Source organism: Corynebacterium jeddahense (assembly GCF_028609865.1).
Taxonomy (GTDB): Bacteria; Actinomycetota; Actinomycetes; order Mycobacteriales; family Mycobacteriaceae; genus Corynebacterium; species Corynebacterium jeddahense.
In genome coordinates, this window is record NZ_CP063194.1 from 840,984 (window position 1) to 853,397 (window position 12,414).

Here is a 12,414-nt window from a genome sequence, read left to right on the forward strand (position 1 = left end):
CACCCTAGAGAACTTCAGTCCACACCCGCATGCAGGTGTCCGCCTCTTCCTGGTTGGTTACCGTGATGCGGATGCCCTCGTCGAAGGCGCGCACCAGCAGGTCGGCCTCCGCCAGGGTGGCGGCGGCCTCCTGCGGGCTCACCCCATGGGCGGCGCGGAGTGCTTCGGCGGGTACCCACACGAAGTTCGCCTCCGAGTGCGGGGTGCCGTAGGGTGCCAGGAACGCTTCTAGCCGGTCGCGCTGAGCGCCGGTGGAGGTGGTGCGGGACCGGAGGTCGTCGACAAGCGAAAGCGAGGCTAGGGCGCCCGCCTGAGCGGGGACCGAGACTGAGAAGGGGACGGCCACTTTGTTGAGTGCCGCGATGATGGGCTCGGGGCCGAACGCGTAGCCCACGCGCGCTCCGGCAAGGCCGTACGCCTTGGAAAAGGTGCGAAGCCCCACGACGTTGGGGTGGCGCAGGATCTCCTCGGTAGCGACGGGGGTGTCGGTGGCGGCGTTGTACTCGAAGTAGGCCTCATCGAGCGCGACGATGACATCGGCGGGGACGCGCGTCATGAACTGCGTGAACTCGGAGGTGGTGATGGTGGTGCCGGTCGGGTTGTTCGGGTTGCACACGAATACCACGCGGGTTGCATCCGTGATCGCGTCGGCCAACGCTGGCATGTCCAGACGGTGGTCGGCGGTGAGAGGAACCGGAACCGGGGTGGCGCCGACGATCTGGGCGAAGATGGGATACGCCTCAAACGAGCGCCAGGGGAAGACGATCTCGTCGCCCGGGCCGGCGGCCGCGGTGACCAGCTGCTGGCACAGGGCGGAGGATCCCGTACCCACGGCCACCTGCCCAACCTCGACACCGAGGTGCGACGCCAGCGCCTCGCGCAGCTCGAGCGCGCCCATGTCCGGGTAGCGGTTGACCTGCGCGAGTGAACGGGCCATCGCCTCAGCGACGGTCGGCAGTGGCGCCTCGGCCGACTCGTTGGACGATAACTTCAGCGCGCGCTCGTTGCGGGCGCCGGGGACGTAGGCGGGGAGGCGCTCAAGGTCGGGTCGAATCATGCGGACTATGGTACGGCCGCAGGCTCGCCGCGATGGAGAGTAGTGCCACCCAGATGGCGAGCGCGAGTAAGCCGGCCCGGTATTCCGGCAACCACGCCATGAGCGCCAGCACCAACACGAAGTAGCCAGCGCAGAGGTAGTTGGCGTACGGGGCACAAGGCGCCTTGAAAGAAGAGCTCAGGCCCCGTTTGCGGAAGCCCAGGTGCGCGAAATTCACCGCGGCCCAGGTGATCAGTTCGCTTCCTACAACGACGGCGAGCAGTACCTGGAAGACGCGGCCCTCGAAGAAGTAATTGAACAGGACGACGGTGCCCATGAGTGTGGCGTCGAAAAGCAGTGCTCGCAGGGGAAGGCCTTTCGCAGTCGTCGCCGCGAAGAAGCGGGGAGCTTGGCCGTTAATAGCCAGGTCACGCAGCATGCGGGACCCGGAATAGGTCATCGTGTTGCACACCGACGCCACGGCGGTGAGGATCACCAAATTCAACACGTGGGCCGCGCCATCGATGCCCACGAACTGCAGCACCCGGACGAAGGGGCTGGCGCCGGTATCTTGCGCGTCCCACGGGGCGAGCAACAAGATGACCCCGATGCCGCCGATGTAAAACACAAGAATGCGCCAGATCACGGAGTTGATGGCCTTGGGGATGGCGCGGGAGGGATCTTCCGTCTCACCCGCGGCGGTGCCGATAGACATGATGCCGCCGAAAGTGAAGGTCACCGCGACCAGCGAGAACACCACACCGGTTGCACCGTTGGGGAAGAAGCCCCCGTGGTCGACCAGGTTGTGCAGCCCGGCCTCCGAGCCCGGCGAGAAGGCCAGGACTACGCCGAGCGCGATCATGGCCAGAAGGGCAATGACCTTGATCAGGCTGAGCCAGTATTCGGCCTCCGCGAACACGCTCACCCTGGCAGCGTTGATGCCCACGATCACAACTAACGTGACCAGGGCGGTGACCCAGTGCGGTACTTGAGGTAGCCATAGGTCAAGGAACGCTCCCATCGCGGTGAGCTCGATCATGCCCACGACGATGGTGGTGTACCACCAGTTCCAGCCGGTGACGAATCCGGCGCGGGGGCCGATGTAGTCGCGCGCGTACGCGGCGAATGATCCTGAAACAGGGTTGGCCACGGCCATTTCGCCCAGCATGCGCATGAGCGAATACACGATCATGCCGACGATCAGAAACGCGACCAGCACCCCCGGCCCGGCGTAGCCAATCGACTCGGCTGAACCGAGGAAAAGTCCGGTGCCGATGGCTGAACCGAGTGCGATCATGCGCATCTGGCGGCTGGACATGCCGCGGGAAAGGCCGGCGTCCCGTTCTTCTAGGGATACGCCGGCCTGTTCGGAGCCACCCACAGTGATTACGCCTGGCCCTCGAAGAGGGTGGTCACGGAGCCGTTCTCGAAGATCTCGTGGATCGTCTTCGCCAGCAGCGGGGCGATGGAGAGCACCGTGAGGTTCTTCCAGCCCTCGGTGTTCTGCGGGAGGGTGTCGGTGGTGATGATCTCCTCGGCACCGCACTCGTTGAGGCGCTCGCGGGCCGGGTCGGAGAACACGCCGTGGGTGCAGGCGATGACGACGGACTTCGCGCCCGCCTCCTTGAGCACGCCGACGGCGCCGGCGATGGTGCCGCCGGTGTCGATCATGTCGTCGAGGAGGATGCAGTCCTTGCCCTCCACGTCGCCGACGACGCGGTTGGAGACAACCTTGTTTGCGGCGTCGACATCGCGGGTCTTGTGCACGAAGGCCATCGGAGCGTCGCCAAGCATGTTGGCCCACTTCTCGGCCGTCTTCACGCGGCCCGCGTCGGGGGAGACCACGACGAGGTTGTCCAGCGCGTACTTGGACTTGATGTAGTCCACGAGGATCGGCATCGCGTGCATGTGGTCGACGGGGCCGTCGAAGAAGCCCTGGATCTGATCCGTGTGCAGGTCGACCGAGACGATGCGGTCCGCGCCGGCGGCGGTGAGCAGGTCCGCGATAAGGCGGGCGGAGATCGGCTCGCGGCCACGGTGCTTCTTGTCCTGGCGCGCGTACGGGTAGAACGGCAGGATCGCGGTGATGCGCTTGGCGGAGCCGCGCTTGAGCGCGTCGATCATGATGAGCTGCTCAACGAGCCACTTGTTCAGCGGCTGGGCGTGAGACTGCATGACAAAGCAATCAGCGCCGCGGACGGACTCCTCGAAGCGGATGAAGATCTCGCCGTTGGCGAAGTCGCGCGCGGTGGTGGGCACGAGGTCGATGCCGAGCTCCTTGGCCACGGCCTCCGCGAGCTCGGGGTGCGCGCGCCCGGTGAAGACCTTGAGGTCTTTGTGGTTTTCAGTGGAGTAACCAGTCATGTTTAACCCTCTCGCTTTTCGCGTGCTTGCTTCGCCGCTTCCGCGGCCTCGGTGCCCGGGCGGCGCTTTTCCACCCAGCCCTCGATGTTGCGCTGACGGCCCTCCTTGATGGCGAGCGCGCCGGCCGGCACATCTTCCGTGACCACTGTACCCGCGCCGGTGTAGGCGCCATCGCCGATGATCACGGGCGCGACGAACATGGTGTCCGAGCCGGTGCGGCAGTAGTTGCCGATGGTGGTGTGGTGCTTGTTCACGCCGTCGTAGTTGGCGAAGACGCTGGATGCGCCGATGTTGGACTCGCGGCCCACGGTGGCGTCGCCGATGTAGGTCAGGTGCGGCACCTTCGAGCCCTCGCCGATCTTGGCGTTCTTGGACTCGACAAAGCCGCCGAGCTTGCCGCGCGCGCCGAGCTCGGTGCCGGGGCGGATGTAGGTGAACGGGCCGACGGTGGCCTCCTCGCCGATGACGCCGAGCTCGCCCTGCGTGCGCACGACCTTCGCGCGGACGCCGACCTCCATGTCGGTCAGTGTGGTGTCAGGGCCGATCTCCGCGCCGTCGCCGATGACGGTGGAGCCCCACAGCTGCGTGTTCGGGTGGATGATCACGTCGCGGCCGATCTCCACCTCGACGCCGATCCAGGTCGTCGCCGGGTCGATGACGGTCGCGCCCGCGCGCATCGCCTTCTCGACGAGCCTCCGGTTGAGCTCCTTGCCCGCCTCGGCGAGCTGCACCCGGTCGTTCACGCCGGCGAGCTCGCGCGCGTCGGGGGCGGTGAAGGCGGCGACCCGGAGGCCGTCGTGACGCGCGATGCCCAAGACATCGGTGATGTAGAACTCGCCCTGGGCGTTGTCGGGGGTGATGCGCTCGAGCGCGCTGCGCAGCACGGCGCCGTCGAACGCGAAGACGCCGGAGTTGACCTCCTTGACCTTGCGCTGCTCGTCGGTGGCGTCCTTCTCCTCGACGATCTCGAGGACGTCGCCCGCCTCGCCGCGGATGATGCGCCCGTAGCCGGTCGGGTCCTCGAAGTCGAGGGAGAGCACCGTCACCGCGGCGTGCTCCTGCTCGTGCTTGTCCACGAGTGCCTCAAGCGTCTCGGGCGTGAGCAGCGGCACGTCGCCGTTGGTGACCACGACGGTGCCGTCGAAGTCCGGGATCGCGGTGAGCCCCACCTGCACGGCGTGCCCGGTGCCGTTCTGCTCCTCCTGGACGGCCTGGCGGATCTCCACCTGCATCTCGTCCGCGATGGCCTCGACGGCGGGGGCGACCTGGTCGCGCTGGTGGCCGACGACGGCCACGAGCTGCGACGGGTGGATCCCGGCGGCGGCGTGCAGCGAGTGGGACAGCAGGCTGCGGCCGCCGATCTCGTGCAGGGTCTTCTGCCGGTCGGACTTCATGCGGGTTCCCGCGCCGGCCGCGAGCACGACGACGGCGCGTTCGGAGTGGTTCGGCACTCGTTTGCTCCTTGGTGTGGGGCTGTAATGACGTGCCCAGCATAACGCCTAGCCGCGCGCGCCCGAGACCTCCTTGAGGTTCGACGCACCGAACACGCCCGCGTACCCCACGACCGCGAGGAAGAGAAGCGCCGCCTGGGGGCCGAGCAGCGCAACCGCGGACGAGATCGCGCCGACGACAAGCAGCACCACGCCCATGACGGTGTTGGATGCCCCGGTGATCATCGTGCGCTTGTCCCCGGCGGCCATGTCCACGAGGTACGTCTTGCGGCTCACGCGCACCGCGGTGTGCGCGAGGTTGACCAGGAAGAAGCCGAGCGGCATCACCCACGCGTTGACCCCGGGACCGAACGCCCGCGCGCTGAGCACGAGCGCGACGATAACGGTGGAGGCGATGCCCGCCGCCCACGCCATCGTGCGTTTCGACGACCTATCGGACCACAACCCCGAAATCCGCCCGCCGACGAGCGACGCGCCGCCCGAGGCGATGACGAAGGCGCCGAGGCCGGTGAGGTCCGCGCCCTGGTCCCCGGCGAGCACGACGATAAACGGCGTGGACAGCGCGGTGAGGGCATGAGGGAGCGCACGAGGAGAAAGCGCTGCAGGTCCGTGTCGCCCTTAACCAGCGCCCACATTTCGGCGAGGCTCTGCCCGTCTTTCGCGGCCGGCTCGGCCTCCGGCTCGTCGATACGGCGGAAGACCACGGCGGCGAGCGCCCACGTCAGCGCGCCGCCGAAGAGCAGCGCGGCGAGCGCCCACCGCGGCAGGTCGTTCGGCACGAACGAGAGGATAAGGCCCACCGCCAGCGTGAACGCGCCGGCAAGCTCGGTCGCGCGGCCGGTGATCTCGCCGCGGCGGCCCTTCGAGATCGTGCGCCCCTGGACGTCCTTGCCGGCGAGCGAGCAGATGGAGCGGAAGACCGCGTGCACGGCGAGCAGGGCGAGGACGGCGGCGCCGAGCGCTGCGCCGTCGAGAAGCAATGCGCTCACCGCGATGAGGGTGGCGGCGAGGAACTGGCCCCACGAGCCGATGAGCCACACGCGCTTGCGCGAGCGCTGCGAGGTCACCCACGGGCTTAAGAACGCCTGCGGCAGCATCGAGCCAGACTCGCGGATGGGCACGAGGAACGACGTGAGCACCGCCGGTACACCCGCGGCGCTGAACAGCCACGGCAGCGTCGTTTTCGGGGCGACGATCTGGTCGCCGATGTTTTGCAGGCCGTTCGACCAGATGAACCGGCGGGCGTTCGCGTCCTCGTTATGCATACTTGCGGATAGTAGGATCATTGGCAAAGATCGGCGAACCGGGAGGAGCGATGGAGATGGACAGACGGACGTTTTTCAAGGGCATGGTGTTCGCCGCGGCGGCCACCGGGGTGGCGGCCACGGCCGGGTGCTCGAGCCAGCCGAAGCCGCGCGGCGCGGACGCGGACCCCCGCCCGCTGCCCATCCCGCCGCTGGAGCAGGGCACGCTCCAGGGCAACGTGCGCCGCTTCGAGCTCACCGCGCAGGAGGGCGAGTACGAGATCGTCCCCGGTACGAACACTAAGACCTGGGGCTTCAACGGCCCGTTCCTCGGCCCGACGCTGTACATGCGCCGCGGCGAGACGATCGAGATGACGGTGCGCAACGAGCTGCCCGAGCCCACGGTCGTGCACTGGCACGGCCTGCACCTGCCCGCCACCGCGGACGGCGGGCCGGCGCTCATGTTCGGCCCGGGCGAGACGTGGTCGCCGACGTGGACCGTCGACCAGCCGGCCGCGACGTGCTGGTACCACCCGCACCCGCACGAGAAGTCCGCCCTGCACGCCTACCGCGGCCTCGCCGGGGGCCTCATTATCGACGACGACGATTCCGCCTTCTCCGGCCTGCCCAACGACTACGGGGTGGACGACATCCCCGTGATTATCAAGGACGCGAACTTCACCGACGACGGCCAGTTCGACGAGGACAACGGCTGGCTCGGCGACACCGTCCTAGTCAACGGCATCACGAAACCCCGTTTCGAGCCCACCACCCAGCGCCTGCGCCTGCGCGTGCTCAACGGCACGACGATGCGCTACCTCCACCTCACCCTCGGCGTGCCGTTCACGGTGGTGGCCACGGACCAGGGGTTCCTGGAGAACCCGGTCGAGGTCGACGGCGTGCTGCTCAGCTCCGGTGAGCGCGTGGAGATCGTCGTTGACCTCGAGCCGGGCAAGAAGCTCATGCTGCGTAGCGACGCCCTCCCGGACGACGGCGGCCTTACCGACAAGGACGCCGTCGAGGAATTCCAGGTGCACCGGAAGTTCGACCTGCTCGAGATCGCGGCACCCCCGGAGACCGTGCCCGCGTCCCCCGCGCTGGCGAGCACGCTCGTGCCGTTCGACGCGCCCACCTCGGCGACGGTGACCCGCGAGTTCCGCCTCAACGGCATGGAGATCAACGAGAAAACCATGGACATGTCGCGCGTGGACGAGGTGATCGACCACGAGGGCCCCGAAATCTGGCGCGTGACCAACGAGAACTCCGCCATGCTGCACAACTTCCACATCCACAACGCCCGGTTCGCCGTGCAGGGCGTCGAAGACGGCGATGTGGAGTTCACCTCGGGCTGGCACGACACCATCGCCGTGCCGCCGCTGGCGACGGTGTCCCTGCTTGTTGAGTTCGGCTACTACCCGGACCCGACGACCGCGTACATGTACCACTGCCACATGCTCAACCACGAGGATAAGGGCATGATGGGGCAGTTCGTCGTGGTGAAGCCGGGCGAGAAGCCCGCGCTCGCGCCGCCGCGCTGAGCCAGTGCGCCGGTGAGCGCCGGCTAGTCGCGCACGTTGTGGCCGATGATGCCGGGCAGCAACAGTGGGGCCTCGCCGAGCAGCGCGCGCAGGTTGCCATCGCGCTCGACCGCGCTGGTCACCGTCTTGACCTTGGCCGCGCCCCTGTCCTGGCGCCGGTTCTGGCCCGCCCCGGCCGCACCCATGTGCCCGCCGCCCACGACGGACCCGCGCGCCCCTTGGGAGCCATTGCTTGACGACGCCGTTCCGTAGTGCGCCGCGCTTGACCCGCCGGGCGCGCTGGTGCTGGTGCCGGTCGCGTTCGCGCCTGTGCCTGCGGCGGGGCCCGCCCCGTGTCCCGCGCCCATGCCATTGCCCGCGCCGCCACTTGCCCCGGCACTTGCCCCAGCGCCGCCACTTGCCCCGGCGCCGAAACCCGCACCCGAACCGGTGCCCGGTGCGAAGCCAGCGTTGCCGAAGCCCGGACGCGCGGCGTGCATCCCGGCGCCGGCCGCCGCGCCGGACCCCAAGCCTGGCCCCGTGCCTGCCCCGGTCCCGAAACCGGGTCGGACAGCGTGAGCACCGGCGCCGTGCCCCAGGCTGCCCGCACCGCCCGGTGCGCCGCCAAGGCCGGGCACCACGCCCGCGCGCGGGCCGAAGCCCGCCGCCCCGCCGCGTGCTGCGGCGCCGCCGTTGCCGGGCCCGCGGCCTGCGTTCCCGCCGAGGGTGTTCCCGCCAAGCGAGCGATTACCCGCGCCCGAGCCGACGTCAGCGCCTATCCCGCCAGCTCCGGAACGCGGCCCTGTTCCAGCGAGGCCCGGAGCTGCCGATCCGGCACCCGCAGTCCCGACACCACCGCGCTGCGAGCCGTACTGGCCCACGGCCGCGGGTGTGAGACCTCCGCCGGCAAACGCGTGACCGACGCCGGGCGTGCCTGCAACGCTCGGCCCAGTGGGGGCGAATGCACCGGCCGCTGCCGGGTTCGGCGGGGCCATCACCGCAGATGCGGCGTGGGTGCGCGCAGCGCTTGACGGAACGCCGTCGATACTGGTGCCGGTCGGACGCCCGAACTGCTGCACGATCTCCGACGCTGTATGCGTGTTCGCCAGATCGCCGTAGCCCTGTCGCGTGAACGCCTCCTGCAGCGGGGTGGGCAGTGGAGCCGGTTCGAACTGCGGAGCGACGGGTTTCGGCATGCTGCCGATGTTGTACGGCTCTGCCGGCATCGCGGAGGGCTCCGGCAACAGCCTGTTGAACGTCGGGATGGTGGGGGCGAGGTTGCCGGTCATGCGCCCGGGGAAGGAACTCAGGTACGAGTGTTCGATGGCCTGTTTTTCTTCCGGTGTTTCCGCAGCGGTGTACGCCGCCATCGCTGCTCTCGCGATCGACGACTCCGCGTCTGCCGCGTCAGCCAGCATCGACGTGTGTGTTGCCAGCGAAGTCGAGTTTGCGGCGTATTCGTGCCCCGCGTTTTGGATCTGGGTGATCTTCTTCATTGCCTCGGAGACCCACAACGTTTCTGCCGAGGAGCTGAGTAGGTGGTGCACCTCGTTGAGGTCTTCGACCGCAGTGTTGATGAGCTTTGCATTCGCAGTCCAGAAATCGGATGCGGCCAGGGCAAGGCCGGTGTCGGTCGAATCGAGTTTCAGATTCACCGAATTCAGGGAACCTTCGGAACCAGCGATCGCCGCGGAGTTGTCGAACTCGTTCGTCTTTGGATCCGCGGTGCGGATGGCGTGGGCGGTAAACGCCAGTCCCGGCGCTGCCATCGCGCCGCGGTCGCTGAGCGCACCGCCAAACGACGACACGAACCCCGCGAAACTGTCGTCCGCGCAGCGGGTGTTGCTGAGGGCGGCGTCGAGCCGGTCAGCCGCAGCCATGAGGTAGAGGACGAGTGCTTGTGTGGCCTCGGGTGCTCGTTCGGCAGAGATCGGGTTCAGTCGCTCGCCTGCTTCATCTAGACCACTTACCGTGGAAAAGCTGGTCAAAGACCCTTGGTATTCTGACCTCGTAGCTTGCGAAAGTCTCGAGGCGACGCGACGCAGTTGCTTAATCGAACTTTCAATTTGTTCGGTGTCAATCAATACACCCATTTTGGAAGACCCCCTAGAAACAACGATTCTGGGGATCAATCTAACGTCAATTCTCTCTTGACTGAAGAGATTGTCCACTGAAGTGGACAGGCTTAACTTGCACGGGTTGCTCTGAAAAGGTTCTCAAGATTTTCGATCGCAAGGGAGCAGGTCACATCCTGCGATTGGTATCCTTCGAAACCTGCGATTTGGGATACCAGTCCGCCACGAAGCGTGTCGACTTGTGCGTAACAGTAAGTTCCGGTTCCGCTTCGAGGACCATAGACAAACATGCTGGGGAGCAAGTCAGACCTATATTTTTCATAAAGCGAACCCTGTGCTTCGATCTCTTTTCTCGAAGCGTTGTTGTTCGAAAAGCCCTCGCTCGGAACTTCTGGGTGCTTGGAAAAATCGCAGACGCTCAACCCCCGCGCCAAACCCCGGTACTCCTCGGGCATGGGCTCGATGTTGTCGAAGCCGGCGGCCGCGAATTCTTCGGGCGAGATCTCGGTGCAGGGGTCGAAGATGTTGTCGCCGAGGGTGTACGGGTCGAAGTCGCCGATTTCCAGGACGCCGCTGTCGAATACGAACGTGGCAGCATCGGTGCCACCACCGCCGGGTGTGGTCTCCGCGGTGGTTGGGGTGGGGGAGGGGGACCTGTGGTCGTCGATAAGCGAGGGCCCCGAGCATCCGGCGAGGAGGCCGCAACCGACAAGTAACCCCGCGAAGTTTCGCTTCATAGACCCCTCCATACGAAAAAGCTTCCCCACCAGGACTCGAACCTAGAATGACGGTACCAAAAACCGTAGTGTTGCCGATTACACCATGGGGAACAGCATCCCGCATTGTAGCCCACGCCCACCGCACCTCACCAAACCCCACACCACACAAGGGACCAAACGTGGTGTGATGGTGTGCCATGGACCCGCTACGCAAAGAAAATGTTCTGCCGCTGATCCGGATGGGCCTGGAGGAGGACTTCAGGGACGGCCCGGATGTCACCGCAACTTCCACGCTGGACCCTGACCAGACTATGACGGCCCACTTCACGGCCCGCCAGCATGGCACGGTGGCCGGGTTGCAGATCATCGAGTGGACGATGCACGAGCTCAACCCCGACATCAAGATCACATTCACAGCCGCTGACGGCGACCGGGTTGAACCGGGCACCAGGCTCGCCACCGTCGAGGGCAACGCCATCGACATCGTGGGGGCGGAGCGCACGGCGTTAAACCTGTTGACGTATGCCAGCGGCATCGCCACGCGCACCCGCCAGTGGGCGGACGCCATCGCGGACACGAACGCCAAGGTCCGCGACACCCGCAAGACGCTTCCCGGCTACCGCGCGCTGGCGAAGTACGCCGTGCGCGCGGGCGGCGGCGTCAACCACCGGATGAGCCTCAGTGACGCCGCGCTGATCAAGGACAACCACATTGCGGCGGCAGGAGGAGCAGCAATTGCTTACCGACGCGTCCGTGACCGGTTTCCCGCCGTCCCAGTAGAAACAGAGGTCGACACCTTTGAGCAGCTCGAAGAGATGTTGCAGCTGAAGCCGGATTTGATCATGGTGGATAATTTTTCGCCTGAGGGGGTGCGCGGAGCCGTCGAGAAGCGAGATGCCCTAAGCCCCGAAACGAAGCTGGAGGCCTCCGGCGGGCTGACGTTGGAAAACGCCGGCGAGTATGCCGAGACCGGTGTGGACTACATCGCGGTTGGGGAATTGACCCATTCGGTGCGTGTGCTGGATATAGGGTTGGACGCATGAGCTGGAAAGACGAAGTAGCAACCCTGAAGGCTGAGCGCAACGCGGTCATCCTTGCGCACAACTACCAGCTGCCGGAGATCCAAGACATCGCAGATTACACCGGCGATTCGCTCGCGCTGTCGCGCCAAGCCGCGGCAACCGACGCGGATGTGATCGTGTTTTGCGGAGTGCACTTCATGGCTGAAAGCGCGAAGATCTTAAGCCCCGGCAAAACGGTGCTCATCCCGGATGAGAGGGCGGGCTGTTCGTTGGCGGACTCTATCACCGCTGAACAGCTCGCAGAATGGAAAGCGCAGTACCCGGATGCGGTGGTCGTCTCTTACGTCAACACAACCGCTGAGGTCAAGGCACTGACCGACATCTGCTGCACGTCCTCGAACGCCGTTGACGTGGTCGAATCCATCGACCCGGACAGAGAGATCCTGTTCTGCCCCGACCAATTCCTCGGCGCGCACGTCAAGCGTGAAACCGGGCGGGAGAACATCCGCATCTGGCCGGGCGAATGCCACGTGCATGCTGGCATCAACGGCAAAGAGCTCGCCGAGCAGGCGCAGGCGCACCCTGACGCGCCGTTGTACATCCACCCGGAGTGCGGGTGCGCCAACTCCGCGATCTACCTGGCCGGCGAAGGGGTGGTGGAGCCGGAGCGCGTGCACATGCTGTCCACAGGGGGGATGTTGGACCGGGCGCACGGGGAGCAGAGCGGCACCGTGCTGGTCGCCACCGAAACCGGCATGCTCCATCAGTTGCAGCAGGCAGCCCCGGAAACCAACTTCAAGCCGGTCAACCCGCGTGCGGAATGCCGCTATATGAAGATGATCACGCCTGAAAAACTCGTGGAGTCGCTGCGGCAGATGCGAGACGAGGTCACGGTCGATCCGGAAATCGCCGGCAAGGCGCGCGCGTCGCTGGAGCGCATGATCGAGCTCGGCAACCCGGGCAGCGGGGAGTAGCTCCCACAGGCG

General features: G+C 66.4%; 9 protein-coding genes and 1 pseudogene. 3 read left to right on the forward strand and 7 right to left on the reverse strand.

Features of this window, described 5'->3' with window-relative positions:
* Positions 1 to 4 precede the first annotated feature (4 nt).
* The 5 genes and pseudogenes from CJEDD_RS04125 to CJEDD_RS04145 form a co-directional block, all read right to left on the reverse strand.
* Positions 5 to 1,057 (reverse strand): histidinol-phosphate transaminase, encoded by a 1,053-nt coding sequence (locus CJEDD_RS04125; RefSeq protein ID WP_042405185.1) that lies wholly within the window; start codon positions 1,055 to 1,057, stop codon positions 5 to 7.
* Complete coding sequence (locus CJEDD_RS04130; RefSeq protein ID WP_232297659.1) at positions 1,038 to 2,417, reverse strand: amino acid permease; 1,380 nt, start codon at positions 2,415 to 2,417, stop codon at positions 1,038 to 1,040. The genes CJEDD_RS04125 and CJEDD_RS04130 overlap by 20 nt, the downstream gene beginning before the upstream one ends.
* Before the next feature lie 5 nt (positions 2,418 to 2,422).
* Positions 2,423 to 3,400 (reverse strand): ribose-phosphate diphosphokinase, encoded by a 978-nt coding sequence (locus tag CJEDD_RS04135; RefSeq protein ID WP_042405180.1) that lies wholly within the window; start codon positions 3,398 to 3,400, stop codon positions 2,423 to 2,425.
* Positions 3,401 to 3,402: 2 nt separating this feature from the next.
* On the reverse strand, positions 3,403 to 4,794 hold the full coding sequence (glmU, locus tag CJEDD_RS04140) for a bifunctional UDP-N-acetylglucosamine diphosphorylase/glucosamine-1-phosphate N-acetyltransferase GlmU (RefSeq protein WP_042405221.1): 1,392 nt from the start codon (positions 4,792 to 4,794) through the stop codon (positions 3,403 to 3,405).
* Between the two features lie 105 nt (positions 4,795 to 4,899).
* Positions 4,900 to 6,116: pseudogene (locus CJEDD_RS04145) on the reverse strand (MFS transporter).
* 20 nt (positions 6,117 to 6,136) lie between these two features.
* On the opposite strand from CJEDD_RS04145, the gene CJEDD_RS04150 reads away from it, so the two are divergent.
* Entirely contained in the window at positions 6,137 to 7,633 is a 1,497-nt protein-coding gene (locus tag CJEDD_RS04150; protein ID WP_273657636.1) for a multicopper oxidase family protein, read from the forward strand.
* Between the two features lie 23 nt (positions 7,634 to 7,656).
* Here the strand turns inward: CJEDD_RS04150 and CJEDD_RS04155 are convergent, their stop codons facing one another.
* Positions 7,657 to 9,600 (reverse strand): hypothetical protein, encoded by a 1,944-nt coding sequence (locus tag CJEDD_RS04155; RefSeq protein WP_157034383.1) that lies wholly within the window; start codon positions 9,598 to 9,600, stop codon positions 7,657 to 7,659.
* Positions 9,601 to 9,797: 197 nt separating this feature from the next.
* Positions 9,798 to 10,424 (reverse strand): DUF3558 family protein, encoded by a 627-nt coding sequence (locus tag CJEDD_RS04160; RefSeq protein ID WP_081764469.1) that lies wholly within the window; start codon positions 10,422 to 10,424, stop codon positions 9,798 to 9,800.
* A gap of 179 nt (positions 10,425 to 10,603) precedes the next feature.
* Here CJEDD_RS04160 and nadC point away from each other — a divergent pair, with 179 nt between their 5' ends.
* Both nadC and nadA read left to right on the forward strand, forming a co-directional pair.
* Positions 10,604 to 11,449, forward strand: coding sequence for a carboxylating nicotinate-nucleotide diphosphorylase (gene nadC, locus CJEDD_RS04165; protein WP_273657637.1), 846 nt, complete (start codon positions 10,604 to 10,606; stop codon positions 11,447 to 11,449).
* Positions 11,446 to 12,402 carry a quinolinate synthase NadA gene (gene nadA, locus CJEDD_RS04170; protein ID WP_081764538.1) on the forward strand — a complete coding sequence of 319 codons (957 nt, stop codon included), beginning with the start codon at positions 11,446 to 11,448 and terminating at the stop codon, positions 12,400 to 12,402. The genes nadC and nadA overlap by 4 nt, the downstream gene beginning before the upstream one ends.
* The last annotated feature ends 12 nt before the right edge of the window (positions 12,403 to 12,414 follow it).

Coding starts and splice junctions, on each gene's coding strand:
- CJEDD_RS04125 (WP_042405185.1), bottom strand. CDS start 1,057: ATGATTCGACCCGACCTTGAGCGCCTCCCCGCCTACGTCCCCGGCGCC.
- CJEDD_RS04135 (WP_042405180.1), bottom strand. CDS start 3,400: ATGACTGGTTACTCCACTGAAAACCACAAAGACCTCAAGGTCTTCACC.
- glmU (WP_042405221.1), bottom strand. CDS start 4,794: ATGAAGTCCGACCGGCAGAAGACCCTGCACGAGATCGGCGGCCGCAGC.
- CJEDD_RS04160 (WP_081764469.1), bottom strand. CDS start 10,424: ATGAAGCGAAACTTCGCGGGGTTACTTGTCGGTTGCGGCCTCCTCGCC.
- nadC (WP_273657637.1), top strand. CDS start 10,604: ATGGACCCGCTACGCAAAGAAAATGTTCTGCCGCTGATCCGGATGGGC.
- nadA (WP_081764538.1), top strand. CDS start 11,446: ATGAGCTGGAAAGACGAAGTAGCAACCCTGAAGGCTGAGCGCAACGCG.